This is a genomic window from Hymenobacter duratus (genome assembly GCF_014698995.1).
GTDB classification, from domain to species: Bacteria; Bacteroidota; Bacteroidia; order Cytophagales; family Hymenobacteraceae; genus Hymenobacter; species Hymenobacter duratus.
Genome location: NZ_JACWZZ010000002.1, coordinates 335,931 through 352,531, shown reverse-complemented (window position 1 = coordinate 352,531; position 16,601 = coordinate 335,931). Strand labels below are relative to the sequence as shown.

18 protein-coding genes are annotated in these 16,601 nt (G+C 59.0%); 11 read left to right on the top strand and 7 right to left on the bottom strand.

Annotated elements, in window-relative coordinates; all coding sequences use genetic code 11:
• Positions 1-244 precede the first annotated feature (244 nt).
• The 5 genes from hutU to IC231_RS09385 all read left to right on the top strand — a co-directional run bounded on the left by hutU (position 245) and on the right by IC231_RS09385 (position 5,931).
• Positions 245-2,020: a urocanate hydratase gene (gene hutU / locus IC231_RS09405; protein ID WP_223831393.1), complete on the top strand. Its 1,776-nt coding sequence runs from the start codon at positions 245-247 to the stop codon at positions 2,018-2,020.
• A gap of 370 nt (positions 2,021-2,390) precedes the next feature.
• Positions 2,391-2,831, top strand: coding sequence for a cupin domain-containing protein (locus tag IC231_RS09400; RefSeq protein ID WP_190784272.1), 441 nt, complete (start codon positions 2,391-2,393; stop codon positions 2,829-2,831).
• A gap of 200 nt (positions 2,832-3,031) precedes the next feature.
• Positions 3,032-3,949, top strand: a complete 918-nt coding sequence (locus IC231_RS09395; protein ID WP_394368203.1) for an NADPH-dependent F420 reductase — start codon at positions 3,032-3,034, stop codon at positions 3,947-3,949.
• Positions 3,950-4,214: 265 nt separating this feature from the next.
• Positions 4,215-4,562 carry a DUF3592 domain-containing protein gene (locus IC231_RS20420; protein ID WP_190784270.1) on the top strand — a complete coding sequence of 116 codons (348 nt, stop codon included), beginning with the start codon at positions 4,215-4,217 and terminating at the stop codon, positions 4,560-4,562.
• Between the two features lie 175 nt (positions 4,563-4,737).
• Positions 4,738-5,931, top strand: coding sequence for a DUF1624 domain-containing protein (locus IC231_RS09385; RefSeq protein WP_190784269.1), 1,194 nt, complete (start codon positions 4,738-4,740; stop codon positions 5,929-5,931).
• Between the two features lie 34 nt (positions 5,932-5,965).
• Here IC231_RS09385 and IC231_RS09380 read toward each other — a convergent pair whose 3' ends face one another.
• Positions 5,966-6,913, bottom strand: a complete 948-nt coding sequence (locus IC231_RS09380) for an NmrA family NAD(P)-binding protein (protein ID WP_190784268.1) — start codon at positions 6,911-6,913, stop codon at positions 5,966-5,968.
• Between the two features lie 79 nt (positions 6,914-6,992).
• Positions 6,993-7,577: a hypothetical protein gene (locus IC231_RS09375; RefSeq protein ID WP_190784267.1), complete on the bottom strand. Its 585-nt coding sequence runs from the start codon at positions 7,575-7,577 to the stop codon at positions 6,993-6,995.
• 524 nt (positions 7,578-8,101) lie between these two features.
• Here IC231_RS09375 and IC231_RS09370 point away from each other — a divergent pair.
• The 3 genes from IC231_RS09370 to IC231_RS09360 all read left to right on the top strand — a co-directional run bounded on the left by IC231_RS09370 (position 8,102) and on the right by IC231_RS09360 (position 9,448).
• Positions 8,102-8,293, top strand: coding sequence for a cold-shock protein (locus IC231_RS09370; RefSeq protein WP_073287653.1), 192 nt, complete (start codon positions 8,102-8,104; stop codon positions 8,291-8,293).
• 232 nt (positions 8,294-8,525) lie between these two features.
• The gene (locus IC231_RS09365; RefSeq protein WP_190784266.1) at positions 8,526-8,969 is read left to right on the top strand and encodes a BLUF domain-containing protein; all 444 of its coding nucleotides are present in this window, start codon (positions 8,526-8,528) and stop codon (positions 8,967-8,969) included.
• A gap of 110 nt (positions 8,970-9,079) precedes the next feature.
• On the top strand, positions 9,080-9,448 hold the full coding sequence (locus IC231_RS09360) for a hypothetical protein (RefSeq protein ID WP_190784265.1): 369 nt from the start codon (positions 9,080-9,082) through the stop codon (positions 9,446-9,448).
• 12 nt (positions 9,449-9,460) lie between these two features.
• Here IC231_RS09360 and IC231_RS09355 read toward each other — a convergent pair whose 3' ends face one another.
• Entirely contained in the window at positions 9,461-10,294 is an 834-nt protein-coding gene (locus tag IC231_RS09355) for an ion transporter (RefSeq protein ID WP_190784264.1), read from the bottom strand.
• A 54-nt stretch (positions 10,295-10,348) separates the two neighbouring features.
• Complete coding sequence (locus tag IC231_RS09350) at positions 10,349-10,750, bottom strand: hypothetical protein (protein WP_190784263.1); 402 nt, start codon at positions 10,748-10,750, stop codon at positions 10,349-10,351.
• 137 nt (positions 10,751-10,887) lie between these two features.
• On the opposite strand from IC231_RS09350, the gene ctlX reads away from it, so the two are divergent.
• On the top strand, positions 10,888-11,817 hold the full coding sequence (ctlX, locus tag IC231_RS09345; RefSeq protein ID WP_211538971.1) for a citrulline utilization hydrolase CtlX: 930 nt from the start codon (positions 10,888-10,890) through the stop codon (positions 11,815-11,817).
• Positions 11,818-11,905: 88 nt separating this feature from the next.
• Here the strand turns inward: ctlX and IC231_RS09340 are convergent, their stop codons facing one another.
• Complete coding sequence (locus tag IC231_RS09340) at positions 11,906-13,417, bottom strand: malate:quinone oxidoreductase (protein WP_190784261.1); 1,512 nt, start codon at positions 13,415-13,417, stop codon at positions 11,906-11,908.
• A gap of 136 nt (positions 13,418-13,553) precedes the next feature.
• On the opposite strand from IC231_RS09340, the gene IC231_RS20185 reads away from it, so the two are divergent.
• Positions 13,554-13,688 carry a hypothetical protein gene (locus IC231_RS20185; protein ID WP_262892759.1) on the top strand — a complete coding sequence of 45 codons (135 nt, stop codon included), beginning with the start codon at positions 13,554-13,556 and terminating at the stop codon, positions 13,686-13,688.
• An 87-nt stretch (positions 13,689-13,775) separates the two neighbouring features.
• On the opposite strand, the gene IC231_RS09335 is transcribed toward IC231_RS20185, so the two are convergent.
• Positions 13,776-14,315 (bottom strand): GNAT family N-acetyltransferase, encoded by a 540-nt coding sequence (locus tag IC231_RS09335; protein ID WP_190784260.1) that lies wholly within the window; start codon positions 14,313-14,315, stop codon positions 13,776-13,778.
• A gap of 227 nt (positions 14,316-14,542) precedes the next feature.
• Between IC231_RS09335 and IC231_RS09330 the strand changes: the two genes are divergently transcribed.
• Complete coding sequence (locus IC231_RS09330) at positions 14,543-15,253, top strand: hypothetical protein (RefSeq protein ID WP_190784259.1); 711 nt, start codon at positions 14,543-14,545, stop codon at positions 15,251-15,253.
• Between the two features lie 28 nt (positions 15,254-15,281).
• Here the strand turns inward: IC231_RS09330 and IC231_RS09325 are convergent, their stop codons facing one another.
• Positions 15,282-16,385: a mechanosensitive ion channel family protein gene (locus IC231_RS09325; protein ID WP_211538970.1), complete on the bottom strand. Its 1,104-nt coding sequence runs from the start codon at positions 16,383-16,385 to the stop codon at positions 15,282-15,284.
• Between the last annotated feature and the right edge of the window lie 216 nt (positions 16,386-16,601).

The window sequence follows — 16,601 nt, the reverse complement described above, 5'->3', positions numbered from 1 at the left end:
AGACGGAGCATATATCGGTAAAAATATAAATTATATAATAAAAAATAGTAAAAAAAATATTCTGTTGCTTCGAGGTTTCTTCTTGCGCATGAATGGGAGCAGCCCCATGAGGCCTCTCAGGCGCGGAGGATTTCCAGCGTTGGAATTCTGTTTCATGGTCCTCGCTTTTTCCATTGTCGCTCCACCAAACTGTGTACCGTCAAGCGGCGAAAACGCTATATTCGCCGTTCTACCCACCATCCCAATGGCCCTTCCCATGCCGCACTCCGCCCTCGAAACGCCCGAGCTTAATCTCGAAGCTACCAGCCAGTCATCCGCTGCCAAAAAGCCCACCACGCGGCCCATGTACTATGAGTATAAACCTGAGGAAACGGTAAAAGCGCAGCACGGCACCACGCTGCGCTGCAAAACCTGGGAAGCCGAAGCGGCCCTGCGCATGCTGGAAAACAACCTTGACCCGGCCGTGAGCCTCGTGTATGATGAGCTGATTGTGTACGGCGGCGCCGGCCGTGCTGCTCGCAACTGGAAGGAATACCAGACCATCGTCAAGACCCTCAAAAACCTGGAAGCTGACGAAACCATGCTGGTGCAGTCGGGCAAGGCGGTGGGCGTGCTACGCACCTGGGCCCACGCCCCGCGCGTGCTCATTGCCAACTCCAACATCGTACCCGCCTGGAGCACCCAGGAGTACTTCGATGAGCTGGATAAGCTGGGCCTGATGATGTACGGGCAAATGACGGCCGGCTCCTGGATTTACATTGCCACCCAGGGCATCCTGCAGGGCACCTACGAAACCTTCGCTGCGGTGGGAGACAAGCACTTCGGCGGCAGACTGGCCGGCACCGTTACCGTGACGGCCGGCCTCGGCGGCATGAGCGGCGCGCAGCCGCTGGCCGTGACCATGAACGACGGCGTGTGCCTGGTTATCGAACCCATTGACGAGCGGGTGAAGCAGAAGGTGCGCGAAGGTTACCTCGACGAGCAGGCCCGCGACCTGCCGCACGCCCTGGAGCTGTGCGAGCAGTACAAAGCCGCCCGCAAAGGCTGGAGCATCGGCCTGACCGGCAACGCCGCCACCGTGCTGCCCGAGCTGCTGGCCCAAGGCTACAAAGTTGACATCGTGACGGACCAGACCTCGGCCCACGACCTGATGGACTACATTCCCGAGGGCGACATTGAGGCCGTGTTGCAGCTGCGCAAGGACAACCCCGAGGAGTTCAAGCGCCAGGCCCTGGCCTCCATCATGAAGCACTGCCAGGCCATTATTGATATGCAGGCGGCCGGCTCTGTAGCCCTCGACTACGGCAACAACCTGCGCGGACAGGCCGAAAAAGGCGGCCTGCAGGTGCGCGACGAGAACGGGCAGTTCCTCTACCCCGGCTTCGTGCCCGGCTACATTCGCCCGCTGTTCTGCGAGGGCAAAGGCCCCTTCCGCTGGGCCGCCCTCAGCGGCGACCCGCAGGACATTCTGCGCATCGACCGGGCCCTGCTCGAAACCTTCCCCGACAACAAGATGCTGGCCCGCTGGATCGAGAAGGCCCAGGCCAAGGTGCCCTTCATCGGCCTGCCCGCCCGCGTGTGCTGGCTCGGCTACGGTGAGCGGGAAAAGTTCGGCCTGGTCATCAACGACCTGGTGGCCCGCGGCGAGGTGTCGGCCCCCATCGTCATCGGCCGGGACCACCTCGACTGCGGCTCCGTGGCCTCGCCCAACCGCGAAACCGAGGGCATGAAGGACGGCTCCGACGCCGTAGCCGACTGGCCCCTGCTCAACGCCTTGGCCAACACCGCCTCCGGTGCCGACTGGGTGAGCCTGCACAACGGCGGCGGCGTAGGCATCGGCAACAGCACCCACTCAGGCATGGTGATAGTAGCGACAGGAACCCCCGAAAAAGCGGAGCGCCTGCGCCGCGTGCTCACCACCGACCCCGGTATGGGCGTCTTCCGCCACGCCGACGCGGGCTACGAACTGGCCCAGCAGGTAGCCGAGGAGCGCGGGGTGAAGATTCCGGGGCGGGAGTAAGCTGCAGAGGCGGCAATCTGGCCTTTCTGGCTGGTTGCCGCCCTTGTGTATCAAATAGTAGGGATAGTTAGCCATACAATACCTTCAGGCGCCACTCCCGCACCTAGAGGTATTGTATGGCGTTGAGTTGCTGCTGGGCCTCGGCCAGTGCCTTGCAACAACTTTCGCCAAGCTTGGGGGTGGTGAGGGTCGACAGATTAATCGACGCTTACACTGGTTGCAGCAAGCGTGATATATGCCGCATAATTTCGTTGCGTATCCTGTTGATGTTGAAAGATTCATGCGCAACCTGGCGCACAATTCTTGTGTTTGCTTTTGTTTATTATCTACTATAAAATGTAAATTAGGAAAGACATAAAACAGAAAGTTTATGAATGTACATGCCAAGATTTTGGAGGCGGAAGCAGGTGTTCAACTGGTTGTAATCGGGGACCATCAACGCATTCTGCTCACTGGTAAGGACACCAACCAGCAGTTTACGCTGATTGAGCAACTGAATCAGCCCGGCACGGGCGTCCCGCGGCATGTGCACTCGCGAGAAGACGAGGTATTTCACGTGCAGGAGGGAGAGGTGGAATTTGAAGTGGACGACAACGTGCAAGTGTTGCAAGCCGGCGAACTGGCATATGTGCCCAGAGGCGTGCCGCATAGTTTCAAAGTAGTGGGAAATGCCCCGGCCCGGGTGCTGCTCTCCATTTTCCCTGCCGACATCGAGGACATGTTTCACGAGTTGGCCCAACTGCCGCCCGGCCCGCCGGAATTTGCTCAGGTAGCTGAAATATGTGCCGAGTATGGCATTCATTTTCTGTAAAATCAGGAGCCTGACGTTTTGAAAGGCATCCTACCAACACATGCCGCCCCGCTATACTACTATACTACGTCCTCATTCGTAGTTCTTACTGGTGACATGCTGCAGGACTTTACCTACGCGCCGGACGGGCCAAACGCAAAACCGGCCCCGGCGTAGATCATTGGGCAGTTGAGCCCGCCGCGTTCCGGCCATTTGAGGATATACCAGCCGCCTCGCCGGACCATGAACGGGTCTTCTGCACTCTACTACTAACACCGCCCGAGCCCCTCTCCGGCGGCGTTGCTCGTTCTAGCCACACCAAAGAAGAAAAAAAGCAAAACGCCCACTTACGTTGTTTACCTCCCTGCACCGGCACATCACCGGCGCACGAACTACTAAACAACGCAACTATGAACATCGGAATCATTGGCGCCGGCCACATCGGCAGCGCCCTCGCCATGCGGCTGACGGACCTCGGCCACCAGGTATACATTGCCAACTCCCGCGGGCCGGAAACCCTCCAAGACGTGGAGCAGAAAACGGGTGCCCAGGCCGTGACGGCCGAGGAAGCCGCCCAGCACGGCACCGACCTCGTGGTGGTGACCATCCCGCTCAAGAACATTCCCGACCTGCCCAAGGATCTGCTGGCCAGCGTGCCCCGCGAGACGCCCATCATCGACACCAGCAACTACTACCCCATGCTGCGCGACGGCAAGATTGCGGAGCTGGAAACCGGCAGCCTCACCGAGAGCGAGTGGGTGCAGCAGCACCTGGGCCGCCCCGTGGTGAAGGTGTTTAACAACATCTACGCCCACCACATTGTGGAGAAGGGCCAGCCCGCCGGCACGCCCGGCCGCATCAGCCTGCCCGTGGCCGGCGACGATGCCGCCGCCAAGCAGAAAGTAATGCAGATGGTGGATGAGCTGGGCTTCGACGCGGTGGATGCTGGTACCCTGCATCAGTCGTGGCGGCAGCAGCCCGGCACCCCTTCCTACGGCGCCGATATGCCCGCCGACAAGCTGCGCGAGAACCTGCAGAGCCTCGGCACCGAGCGCACCGAGGAGCAGCACAAGGAGTTTCTGGCCAACCACGCCAAAACCGAGCAGGCCATGGCCGATCAGGGCATCAAGCTGAAGTAGCCGCCTGCCGGAAATCAAGAAGCCCGTCATGCTCAGCATGACGGGCTTCTTGATACTAAACTCGCAAAGCGCCGCCTGAAGAAACTCAGGCGGCGCTTTGCGTTTTGGAGGGAACACCTGCTTCCGGGCGCAGCTTCTCAGAGAAACCTTGCGATTCAAGACGCACCTTTGTCAGGTACAAGTTATGCTCTTCATCATCTAGCTGACCTCATTCTCGCTGTACATTTACCGTCTAATACTTTACGTCTGAAACACGTTTGATCTTATGGATTTGTCATTCGACGGCCATCTTATAGTTGTCTTAGTAATGTTCGGGGTAGCACTTACTGTATGGTATATTACAGCCAAGAGGAGACGCGACCGGCTGCAGATGCACGGAGTGCGGGTGCCGGGAGTCGTAGTGCGTAATGAGCTGTGTTGGGGGGAAACGACTGTTATGCGGCCGGTTGTCCGCTTCACGACCCAGAGTGGTCAGACAATTGAAACCCTAGATAAGAACGGGACAGCTTTTGCTGTACCACGGTATGCGGCAGGAGCTACCGTCACTATCGTTTACAATAAGCATAACCCATATGAGTTCGATATACTAAATGCTAGTCGTCAGTTTATCTAGCTAACATTGTCGAAGTCGGTACATGGTGCCGCCCCGGGAAACCGGGGCGGCGCTTTTGTTTCAGCAGGTTGCTGCAAAGCGTCAGCCTCGAAAAGCCTCGGCAGAAGCCGTAGCGCAATCTTCGGCGGCGAATACGCTACTTTGGGTTGCTTCTCCCACTCAATCTGTTCGTGCTATGCAGTTTGCCTTCGCTTCAGCCGCTGTGCCCGTGCCGGGCAGGGCTTCCGTCGCCCGCGTGCAGGCCGTTGATGTAGTGCGCGGCCTGGTGATGGTCATTATGGCCCTCGACCACGTGCGTGAGCTGTGGAGCCCCACATCCATCCGCCCCGAGGATATGGCCCAGACGACCGGGCTCCTGTTTTTCACCCGCTGGATTACGCATTTCTGCGCGCCTACTTTCGTGTTTCTCTCAGGCGTGAGCATCTGGCTGTATCAGCAGAAACAGGGCAGCCGGTGCCGCACCAGCCGCTTTCTGCTTACGCGGGGCCTGTGGCTGGCCGCGCTTGAGCTGCTGGTTATCAGCTTTCTGCTGCAGTGGAACTACGACATGCTGCTGCTTCAGGTAATCTGGGTGATTGGCTGGAGCATGGTGCTGCTGGCCGGGCTGCTGTGGCTGCCTCGCACGGTGCTGGCGGTCTTGGCACTCCTCATCATAGCCGGCCACGATGCGCTGCCGTTCATTCAGCCCGTTACGCCCGAAAACGTCGGCTGGGCTCTGCTGCACAACAATCCGTTTTTGCTGCCGTTGCCACCACTGCCGCCGTTTCTGGTGGCCTATTCGCTGGGGCCGTGGCTGGGCGTGATGCTGGCCGGCTATGTAGTTGGGCCGTGGTTTGCGCTGCCGCTCCCCCGGCGCACCCAGCTGCTGCGCCGGGTAGGAGCGGGCCTGCTGGTGCTGTTTGGGGTGCTGCGGGCCACCAACTGGTACGGCGACCCGGCCCCGTGGAGCGTACAGCCCCGTGGGGAACTGTATACCGTACTGTCGTTTCTGAATGTGAGTAAATACCCACCTTCTTTGCTGTTTGTGTGCCTTACGCTGGGAGTAGCGCTGCTGGCATTGAGCAGCGTCGAGCAGCTCACCAGCCGCCTGAGCCGCTGGCTGCGCACGTTCGGGCAGGTGCCGTTCTTCTACTATCTACTGCATCTGCTGCTGATCAGCGCGTCAGCCTGGGTCTGGACCCGTCTGGCCTTCGGGCAGGCCCGCAACTTGGGCTTTACTGCGCCGGCTACCTGGCCCTCAGCTTACCACCCCAGTCTGTGGCGCACCTATGCCGTGTGGGTGGGTCTGGTGCTGATGCTGTACTGGCCCTGCCGCTGGTACCAGCAATACAGGCAGCGGCACAGCTACTGGTGGCTCTCGTATCTATAAGCCACCCCCAGGCCGTCCACCAGCCCCATCCCGATTATTTCTCCGCCAGCAACTCCCGGATTCGGGTGTAGCGGATATCGGGGTAGCGGGCCGTATCCAGCGGGTTCAGCTTGGCCTGGCCGCTGAGCATGTTGTGCATGTATTGCATGCCCTGCCACGGCGGAAATACGTCGTTGGGGGCGGGCATGAGTGTGCGCGTCACCTTAATCATGGTGGCCAGTACGCCCAGGCTTCCTACCCGCAGCAGCTTGAACGGTTTCCCGAACGCCTGGCTGGCTGCCGCCTGCACCCCCCGGATGCTGGCTACTTCGCCGGCTACGCGCAGGTAACGGGGCGTGGCATCATCAAGGGCAGCGGCGGCAGTAAAATCGGCCGTGTCTACCATCGTGGTGAAGTCCAGGGGCTGGTCGGCGTCGCCCCAGTATACAATCCGGCCGATACCCGGCTGCACCAGCGGCGCTTGGCCTTTCAGCAAGTCCATGAACATGCCGTTGAGAATAGACGTGGCCCGGATTGGTGCCGCATCAAGCCGGCGCTGAAACTCCCGGCGCAGGTCGAAGTTGCGGTTGGAGCCTTCTGGCAGCGTGGTGAAATCGGCGGAGAAGTCCGACGGAATAAAGCGCGGTACTCCGGCTGCTACCGCTGCTTCCAATAGCCGCGTTTGCGTATCCACAATAATATCGCGCAGCCCCGATAAAGCTGAGATGACACAGGTAGCACCCTGGCAGGCTTTCGTAAGGTCCGCAACGCTGCTATAGTCTACGGCTATCACCTCCACGCCCTGCTGCCGCAACGATTCAGCCTCCGCTTTGTGGCTGGATTCAGGCCTAACCAGTGCCCGCACTGATGCGCCGCGGCGGCGCAGATGATGGGCAATCAGCAGCCCCAGCGCCCCGGTAGCACCGGCCAGCACTACCGGGCCGGAAGTGGAAGGAGCCTGGGGAAGCGTTTCGGGGCTGAGTTCAGCAGTAGACGAAGCCATTCGGGAGTTGATGTAGTTGAGTAGGAGTAAGGTTGGATGAGACGACTTGCCGGATTGCTAAGCCTGCTTGGTTTAGAAACTACCTGGCCGCCAGCTCGAAAATCTCGCCATCGGTCAGCTCGTACCGGATAAGGCCGTCCTGTTTGTCCCAATAGAAGGCCTGTAGCCGCGCATTGGAGTAGCTGGTGCAGTTCTGGTCTCTGCGAAAAGCATAAGCCGCCGGATATGTTTTGCCGGTAGTAGACAGAGTGCAGGCCTGCTGCTGCCATTTGGCAGTAGGCACGCCTGCCTGGGAGGCCGTGCCGCATTGCAGCCCAGCCATATCAAAAGTCATGTAGCCAGGCTTTTCCGGGGTGTGCTTGCGGATATTTACCGTAAAAGAAGGATTGGAGTCGTTGTATTTCTCGGCTGGAATCAGGCCCAGCTGCGTGAAAATGGGCTGGTATTTTCCTGATTCCAGTTGGTTGCAGTCCGTATTCTGATGCCATTCCTTGAGCGGCTGCACTACCGCCGTAACGGTGTGGCCCCGGTTGCTTCGGAAAGTAACCGTACTGGCTTTCTGGTAGACAGTAAACCACGCCCGCTCCTCCGGAGTGAGCACTACTTCCTCGCAGGAGCCACAGCCAGCCAGGAGCGGCGGGAGAAACAGCAGGAGCTTTTTCATAGGCAAGAGCAATTGCAGGCACCAGAACTTCACGACCGTAGACGATGCGCATACGCAGCGAAACCGGACGAGGCCGACAAAGGCCCTGGTAAGCTCTGCTAAAGCCGGACCGACGGGGGGGGCATTCGGAGGCCGTTCGGGCCGTTGTGCATTCCGGAATCGGGGGCAGTGAACAGGTAGTCGGTAACGTCCGCGCCGATATCAGGGCTCGGAAGAAGCCCAGACAAGAGGTAGCCCAGCACGAAAGCAGCCCCAGCCCGCCAGGCACTATGCAGGGAGCATGCAAGCTACTGCAGGTATGTTTTCGCGCAAACTGAACCTAATGGACAGCCTGTCGGTTAGGTCCTCGTAAATCACATCTTATATCCGAAAGTTGCGCTATATGTGCGGCAAACGGAAAATAAGCCGTATGTTTACAGTATTAAAGGCAAGTTGCCTCGTGTCACTACCATTGATTCACGCATTTTGAATAATAGTAGAGTTTCGCTGCCAGTTGCTTCGTTTTCACTTTTTTCCTAGCAATCATGCAGACAGGAACCGTAAAATTCTTCAATGAGACCAAAGGCTTTGGTTTCATCAACAACAGTGCTACCGGTCAGGACGTTTTCGTTCACGTAACGGGCCTCATCGATGAAATCCGCGACAACGACAAGGTTGAGTTCGAGGTAGAAGAAGGCCGTAAGGGTCTGAGCGCCGTTAAAGTACGTCGCGCTTAATTCTCCTTCCCACTCGGAAGAATCAAAGAAGCATGCCACCCGGCATGCTTCTTTTTTTTGCCGGTTTCAGGCCTGTACGCTGGCATATCAACCCGAAGCAGGTGGGAGGCCCGGTATTGTTAAGCTTGTGCGGCTGCCGGCAAAATGCTATCTTAACAGTAGTTGTGGTTCCGTTTAGGCCGGCCTGCTCGGTAGTAAACAGTCGTTTATCATCGGGCGTAGCTCTCAGAACATGCACCATATCGTGTATCAAAGTTATGCGGTAGGCCACCCGACCAATGCCGAGCTAAAGCACCTGCTGCAGCAGTCGCGGAGCAACAATAGCCGGCTGGATATCACGGGGCTGCTGCTATATGGCAACGGGAGCTTCCTGCAGGTGCTGGAAGGAACAGAGGATGCTGTGCGGGAGATTTACAGTAGAATAGTGCAGGACCAGCGCCATACGCGGGTACTGAGGCTCTCCGATGGCCCGATTGAAACGCGCGTTTTCGCCAACTGGTCCATGGGGTTTCAGGTGCTTTCCGGCGACGATTTTGCGCGCCTGACTGGCTACATTGATCCGTACCGGTCCAACTTTCTGGATGCGCACCTGCCGGAAATAGAGGAAAGCATGCTGCTACTGCTCAAATCATTTGTAGTGAACGATGATGCCCGGCTGTGGGGCAATGGTTTATGACGGAAAGCCTACTTTCTGCGGCGTAGCCCGTATCAGCGGCTATGGGCTTGCATCTTCTGTGGATTCTGCCGCTGGCAGTAGGCGGTTTCGTTCTTTTCTGGTGCCTGGTTGTGAAACTGATAGCTCTTATGGGCTGGCAGCGGCTCGCCAACTACTTTCGGGCGGCCGCGCCACTGCCCGGCAGCCTGGTTACGCTGACGCAGGCCAGTATCGGGGGCATGAGTTACCGCAATGCCCTGGAAGCGGCGGTATCGGCGCAGGGGCTGGCGCTGCAGACTGGTTTTCTGTTCAAGGTTGGCCACCCACCGCTCCTGATTCCGTGGTCAGCCATCGGGCCTTTCAGGGCTACAAGCTTCCTCTGGACTACCATCTACAGCACCACCGTACAAACGCCGGCCGGTAGTGTGGCGCTACGTTTTGTCAGCCCGTATCTGATGGAGGCAGCGCGCCGCTGGACTGATGTAGAAGTGATGGAATAGCCTGCAGGCCGGCTAAAGTTTCTCGCCGCAGCGCCAGCAATAGTCCGCTTCGGGCCGATGGTCGGTGGCCTGGCAGACATGGCATATCACCTGCTTGTAGGTGGGGGCTGCTGTAGCACGCGGGCTGGCCATCTGGGCCGAAACGATGCCGGTAGGAACCGCAATAATGGCGTAGCCGAGAATCATGAGGATGGAGGCCAGCGTCTGGCCCAGCACCGTGACGGGCGAAATGTCGCCGTACCCAACGGTCGTGACTGTTACCACCGCCCAATAAATACTCTTGGGAATACTCGTGAAGCCGTTTTGGCCGCCTTCCACCACGTACAGCAGCGTGCCAACCACCGTCACGAGCGTGAGAACTGCCGTGAGAAAGACCAATATTTTGAAGCGGCTGGCTTTCAGCGCCGTTACGATGAATTCGCCTTCGCCCACAAACCGGCCCAGCTTGAAGATGCGGAACACCCGCAGCAGCCGCAGCGTGCGAATAACGAGCAGGTAGCGGCTGCCCGCCAGCACCAGTGTGGCTAGTGTTGGCACGATGGCCATAAAATCAATAATACCCAGCAGGCTGAAGGCGTAGGTCAGCGGCCGACGCACCACGACCAGCCGGGCAATGTATTCGAGCAGGAAAAGGCCCGTGAAAAACCATTCCACGGCCCGCAGCACGGCCCCAAACTGCTGATTGATGCGCTGTACGCTTTCCAGCATCACGGCCACCACACTCAGCACAATAGCTACCAGCACCGCAATATCGAAGGCGCGGCCGGCCGGCGTGTCCGACTCAAAAATGACGCTGTACGCACGGCGGCGCCAGTCGGAGTCTGTGTCGCGGGGGCGAATATCCATGGGGGAGAAGCGGAGCTGGCTATGCGCCAAGGTACGGCGCTGCCTAGTAGTGCATCAGTTGGCCGACAGCCACTCCTGGGCAGCCAGCTCATCCACAAACAGCTTGACTCGGAAAGGCAGGTCGTCGTAGTGTACGGGCAAGGGCACTACGTCCCGGTTTTCGAGCTCGGCCAGCAGCATCGGCGACACCAGATAGGCCAGATACGTGACCTTGCTGGGCTGGTCGCCGGGCTGCGGAAAAAAGGTAGTGAGCAGGTCCGGCTGGAACGTAGTATCGCGGCGCAAGTCAATCAGCCAGTGCTGGCACCCGTGGCTGTTGGCGGCATCCAGCATCAGCGCGTAAGCTTCCTGCGCTTCAGTAGGCGCCAAGGGCCGCAGAATGCGGTTGATGATGAAGCACATATCATCGCGGTAGCTCAGGTCCAGAAAGTCCCGGGCGGGTAAAGCATGGTACATACGAGGAGGTAGAAGCGAAGTAGGCTGTACGCTTGAGCTAGGGCTTGGTTGGCGTGGCTTTTCATTAAGATTGATGCACAGAGAGTTTCTTTGCGTCCACCCACTAGTCACTGCCCATGCAATCTGCGCGCACCGTAATGCTTGTCCGTCCCGCTCGGTTCTGCTTCAACCCCGAAACGGCCGTTTCCAACCACTTTCAGCAGGCCATAGCCGGCCTCGATGAAAGTGCCATCCAGGCCCGGGCCTTTGCCGAGTTTGACGCCATGGTAAGCACTCTTCGCGGAAAAGGAATGCGCGTGCTGGTGGTAGACGATACGCCGGAGCCTGCCAAACCGGATGCGGTATTTCCCAACAACTGGGGCACTTTCCACCCCGATGGGCGCGTGCTGCTGTATCCAATGTGTGCCCCAAACCGCCGCCCGGAGCGCCGCCCAGATATTCTGGAAATGCTGGGCCGGGAGTTTGTTATTACGCAGGTGCACGACCTGTCAGGCGCGGAGCAGGAAGGGCGGTATCTGGAAGGCACTGGCAGCATCATTTTTGACCATGTGCACCGCGTCGCCTACGCCTGCCTCTCTGCCCGCACCGACGCTGACTTATTTGGGAGTGTGTGCGCACAGCTGGGCTACCGGCCGGTTGCCTTTCGGGCGCAGGATGCGCAGGGCCACGCCATCTACCACACCAACGTAATGCTGTGCGTTGGGGCGCGTTTTGCGGTGCTATGCCTGGAAAGCATCACCGACCCAACGGAGCGCGCGGCCGTAACAGGTTCACTGGAGCAGACCGGCCACGAGCTGGTGGATATTTCTCTGGCGCAGGTAGCCCGGTTTGCCGGCAATATGCTGACGCTGCAACCCGCCGCCGGGCCGGAGTTGCTGGCTATGTCGCAGAGTGCCTATGATGCCCTGACTGCCTCGCAGCGCCAGACGCTGAGCCGCTACGCCGACCTGCTGCCGCTGGCCATCCCGACCATTGAAACCATTGGGGGCGGCAGCGCCCGGTGCATGCTGGCCGAGGTGTTCTCACCGGAGAAACAGGCAAGTGACCAAAAGACACTGCATTCCTGATAACCTATTGGGCTAGGCAACATACACCAAGGGCCCGCCTCCATCTATGGAGCGGGCCCTTGGTGTGTACAACGTCTGGTAGGTGGGTTTATCTCACTTCCTCCACTAGACCCAGCACTGCGCTGGTGCGGGCCCGTACTTCCGCCACCAGCTCGGGCTTGGTGGCCAATGACTGGCCGAAGGAAGGAATCATCTCGTGAAACTTGGCCTGCCACGCCGGCGAGGCGGATTGCTGCGGGAAGCATTTCTGAATAAGGCTCAGCATGATGCTCACGGCCGTGGAGGCGCCGGGCGAAGCGCCTAGTAAGGCCGCGATAGAGCCATCGGAAGCAGTTACCATCTCCGTCCCGAACTCCAGCACGCCCCCCTGCTTTTCGTCTTTCTTGATAACCTGCACGCGCTGTCCGGCCACGGCTAGCTGCCAATCCTGGGGTTGCGCCTCGGGCATGTACTCCCGCAGCGCCGCCACCCGGTCTTGCGGCGACTGGCGTACCTGCTGAATGAGGTATTTGGTGAGGGGTAGGTTCTTGAGGCCTGCCATGATCATGGGGCGCAGGTTGTTGAGCTGAATCGAAGCCGGCAGGTCGAGGTAAGAGCCGGTCTTGAGGAACTTGGTACTGAAGCCGGCATACGGCCCGAACAGCAACTCCTTGCGGCCGTCAATCATGCGCGTATCCAAGTGCGGCACCGACATAGGGGGCGAGCCAACGGCGGCTTTGCCGTACACTTTAGCTTCGTGGCGTGCTATTACGTCCGGATTGGTGCATTTCAGCCACTGGCCGCTTACCGGAAACCCGCCAAAGCCGTCGGCCTCCGGAATGCCGGATTTCTCCAGCAGCGGCAACGAGCCTCCTCCGGCCCCGATAAACACGAACCGGGCGCGCACTTTCAGGTCCTCGCCGGTTTTGCGGTTTTGGGCCTTCACGCCCCATGTGCCATCGAATTTGTGGCGCAGCTTTTCTACCTCATGATTGAAATAGAACGTAACGCCGGGTTTCTCCTGCAGTAAATTGAACATGCCGCGCGTGAGGGAGCCGAAATTCACATCAGTACCCAAATCCATGCGGGTAGCTGCCACGGGCTGCTGTGGGTCGCGGCCGTCCATTACCAGCGGCATCCAGTCGTGCAGCCGGGCGCGGTCTTCCGTGTATTCCATGCCCTCAAACAAGGCCGACTGAGTGAGGGCAGCGTGGCGCTTGCGCAGATAATCCACGTTTTCGTGGCCCCACACGAAGCTCATGTGCGGAATGTGGTTGATGAAGCGCTGAATCTCCTTCACGTTGTACTGCTCGGTGAGGTAGGCCCAGAACTGCTTACTCTCCTCAAACTGCTCAGCTATTTTGAGCGCCTTACTGATGTCGATGGTGCCATCAGGCTTTTCAGGCGTGTAGTTCAGCTCGCAGAACGCCGAATGGCCGGTGCCAGCGTTGTTCCAGGCATCGGAGCTTTCGGCAGCCGCTACATCCAGCCGCTCAAAAATGGTGATGGTGAGAGTGGGGTCCAACTCTTTGAGCATCAGCCCCAGAGTTGCACTCATGATTCCGGCTCCTATCAGCACCACGTCGGTGGTGAGTGGAGCAGCGCTGTCGGTCGTGCTCATGGATGGTTCAGAAAAGACTTTGGCATTACGCTGAAAAGCTGAAAAAGTAGCTGCTGACCCAAAATAATTCGGCAACTGACAGCCACCAGCAAGGTGCGAAGCACTGCTACGGCACAGCTGCCCGGCCTGCAGGCGTTTGGCGTTTGCCGACTCGAAGATGCAGCGGCGGGCAGCCGGGGAGCAAGAAGTCGGCTATGGCACCTCCGAAGAAGTCCGGCGCGCCTCCCGCGAGCAGCTCAGTGCCCGCTTCCCGCTGCTGAACAACCGCTGATACCTGCCGCTGGAAAAAGGAAAACGCCCCGTCTGGCTCAAACCAGGCAGGGCGTTTACGTTGCTGAACCAGGGAAAGCCAGCAGACCTATTTGGAGTGCAGGGCATGCCACTCGTGGTCGAGCATACTCATTTCAATCAGGCTCCAGTATTCGTTTTCGTACTTGAGAATGTCGCGCGAGAGGCCTTCCTGCTGCATTCCTGCCTTTTCGTAGCACCGGATGGCCGCCGTATTGAAGTCGTACACGCCCAAATCGATGCGGTGCAGGCCCAGCTCCTCAAACCCGATGCGAAGCACGGCCTTCATCATGCCCTGGCAGATGCCCCGGCGCCGCGCCGTGCTGTTGCCGACCAGCACCCGGCTGATGCGGGCGGCGCTGTTTTTGCGGCTGATGCCGCCCAGCGAAATGTGGCCCACTACTTCGCCGGTCTTGGTTTCGATGGCCTTGTAGATGAGGGCATCTGAGGTGGCCGGGTCATTGGTGTCTTCGAGGTACCAGGCCAGCTTGTCTTCGGTGAGCGGAAAGCTGAAAAGGGAGCCCGACCAGTTCATGAGCAGCTTGGGGTCAGTAATCCAGGTGATGAGTTGCGGGAAGTCAGCAGGCGTAAAATATTCCAGTTTGATCATGCAGCAGGCAGCAGAGAAAGAAGGCAGTAGAATGGGCCACGCGCACACTGCAGGCGCGCAAGCTGGCTAAGATAAGACCCTTCCGGGCGGGAATAGTTCGGCACTCCGGTAGAAGCGCCCTGTTTTTTCTGGAAGGTAGAAAAAATGTAAGCTCCTCATTTGATAGTACAATAAACTATGCCCTGTTCGTTTGTCCTGCTGCAATGCAACTCCAGGCCGCTACTTCTATGAAATTCCTGCTATTTCTGGCTGTGCTGGCCGGCGCTGTCCGCTGTTGGTATTCGGCTCCGCTGCTTCCAAAGCAGGACGCAGCGGTGCCATATCGGCAGCAGCTACAGACACTGGCAAGCCAGCGGGCCGCTCTCGCTGCGCAGTACCAGCAGGCACGTACGGCTGCCACCGAAGCGGCCGTGCTCCGGCAGGCGCGCCGGTTGCTGGTTGCGTCGCTCGATACGGCCATCTGGCCGGCGTGGTACGGCACACCGTGGGCATTTTACGGAACCACCCAGGTGCCGCAGCAGGACTCCATTGCCTGCGGCTACTTCGTAACGACCACCCTGCGCGACGCCGGCTTACGCCTGGACCGGGTAGCGCTGGCCAAAACCACTTCCGAGAAACTGATCCAAAACCTGACGGATGAAGGCCATATTCGCCGCTACCGGATGGTGCCGCTCGGCCAGTTTGTGCGGCAGGTGCAGCAACTCGGGGAAGGTCTGTATCTGGTGGGGCTGGACTTCCACGTAGGGTTTCTGCTGGTGAAAGGCGGCCAAGTGCGCTTCATTCACTCCACCTACCTGGGGCCGGGCCAGGTTGTGAACGAGGAAGCGGCTACTTCTGCCGCGCTCCGGTCGCGCTACCGCGTGGTAGGCCGCATTTCCGCCGACCCGCGGCTGCTGGAAAGCTGGCTTCGGCAGCGCCGCTTTGTGTTTGCCGGCTGAGCAGCGGCGCAGATTGGGCATTCCGCCCTTAGTCTTCCATGGCCAATCCTGGCGTGAAGGGCTGGTCTGTGGGCTGGGTGAGGGTGCGGGTTTTGGGCAGGCAATCGGGGTAGTTGCGCTGAATAAAGGCTATCAGCTGCTCCCGCACCGCGCACCGTAGGTCAAAAGCCTGGCTGGAATTAACGGCGCTTACCAGGCAGCGCAGCTCCAGGGTCCGTTCTTTTGAGTCCGTGACCTGCAGCACGCACACGCGCTGGTCCCAGAGCGGATTGTGCTGTACGATACGCTGCAACTCGGTACGCACGGCATCAACCGGAATGGTGTAGTCGGTGTAGAGAAATACGGTGCCCAATAGCTGCGAGGAGCTGCGGGTCCAGTTCTGGAAAGGCTTTTCGATGAAGTAGTTGAGCGGCAGTACCAGGCGCCGCTCGTCCCAGATCCGCAGCACCACATACGTGAAGGTGATTTCCTCCACCCGGCCCCACTCGCCTTCCACCACCAGCACATCATCGAGGCGAATGGGCTGGGTGAAGGCAATCTGGAAGCCCGCCAGCAGATTGCCGATGGAGCGCTGCGCCGCAAAGCCCACAATCACGCTGGCAATGCCAGCCGATGTCAGCAGGCCCGTCCCGATTTTGCGGACCGTAGCGAAGCTCATCAGAATCAGGGCAATGGCCACGAAAATGATGAGCGACACGGCCAGTTTTTTTACGAACTGTAGCTGCGTGAAAAGCTTCCGGACCCGCAGGTTGTCGCTGTCGGTGAGGCGGTAGTGCTGCTGCACCAAGTCCTGAACTACGTCCACGGTTTTCACTAGCCCCCAGGCGAAGGTGGTCAGCAGGAGCGTTTCTACCAGTCGTCGGGCCACCTCCAAGGCGCGGTCTTCGAGCTGCGTGAGCGGGAGCAGAAAAGAGAGCACCAGCACCGGGAAAAACCAGGCGCTGGGCTGGCGCAGGTGGCGCAGCACAGAACTGGCCAGCACCATCGGCTCGCGCCGCACGTAGGCCGCCAACAGCCCGAATACCGCCACTTTCAGCAGCCACCCAACTACCAGGCTGCCCAGTACTACTCCCGAAGTCCGCAGGATAGTTTCGATTTGTTCGGGGAGCAGAGCAGGCAGTTGAAAAGGCATCAGAAAGAGAGAAGTAGTGCCTCGCGGATTTGTAAAACAGGCTTCCGGTGTACCCTGGGGGCCGGGGAAAGGTTTTCGCTGGTGTGCAAATCCGGGCCGTGGGGCTTTCTTGCAGCTGACTTTCTTACTTATTCAGTAACTTTTCTGCTTACAGCCGGACAGATGGGTCAAACTCACCGCCCGGACACGCCATTATAGAAGTCAGAATTTCCAGAT

Bases quoted from the DNA above. Each gene is read 5' to 3' on its own strand.
- IC231_RS09375 (WP_190784267.1), bottom strand. From the start codon at position 7,577: ATGAAAAAGCTCCTGCTGTTTCTCCCGCCGCTCCTGGCTGGCTGTGGC.
- IC231_RS09340 (WP_190784261.1), bottom strand. From the start codon at position 13,417: ATGAGCACGACCGACAGCGCTGCTCCACTCACCACCGACGTGGTGCTG.
- IC231_RS09350 (WP_190784263.1), bottom strand. From the start codon at position 10,750: ATGTACCATGCTTTACCCGCCCGGGACTTTCTGGACCTGAGCTACCGC.
- IC231_RS09355 (WP_190784264.1), bottom strand. From the start codon at position 10,294: ATGGATATTCGCCCCCGCGACACAGACTCCGACTGGCGCCGCCGTGCG.
- IC231_RS09335 (WP_190784260.1), bottom strand. From the start codon at position 14,315: ATGATCAAACTGGAATATTTTACGCCTGCTGACTTCCCGCAACTCATC.
- IC231_RS09365 (WP_190784266.1), top strand. From the start codon at position 8,526: ATGCACCATATCGTGTATCAAAGTTATGCGGTAGGCCACCCGACCAAT.
- IC231_RS09380 (WP_190784268.1), bottom strand. From the start codon at position 6,913: ATGGCTTCGTCTACTGCTGAACTCAGCCCCGAAACGCTTCCCCAGGCT.
- ctlX (WP_211538971.1), top strand. From the start codon at position 10,888: ATGCTTGTCCGTCCCGCTCGGTTCTGCTTCAACCCCGAAACGGCCGTT.
- IC231_RS20420 (WP_190784270.1), top strand. From the start codon at position 4,215: ATGGATTTGTCATTCGACGGCCATCTTATAGTTGTCTTAGTAATGTTC.
- IC231_RS09385 (WP_190784269.1), top strand. From the start codon at position 4,738: ATGCAGTTTGCCTTCGCTTCAGCCGCTGTGCCCGTGCCGGGCAGGGCT.
- hutU (WP_223831393.1), top strand. From the start codon at position 245: ATGGCCCTTCCCATGCCGCACTCCGCCCTCGAAACGCCCGAGCTTAAT.
- IC231_RS09370 (WP_073287653.1), top strand. From the start codon at position 8,102: ATGCAGACAGGAACCGTAAAATTCTTCAATGAGACCAAAGGCTTTGGT.
- IC231_RS09325 (WP_211538970.1), bottom strand. From the start codon at position 16,385: ATGCCTTTTCAACTGCCTGCTCTGCTCCCCGAACAAATCGAAACTATC.
- IC231_RS09400 (WP_190784272.1), top strand. From the start codon at position 2,391: ATGAATGTACATGCCAAGATTTTGGAGGCGGAAGCAGGTGTTCAACTG.
- IC231_RS09330 (WP_190784259.1), top strand. From the start codon at position 14,543: ATGAAATTCCTGCTATTTCTGGCTGTGCTGGCCGGCGCTGTCCGCTGT.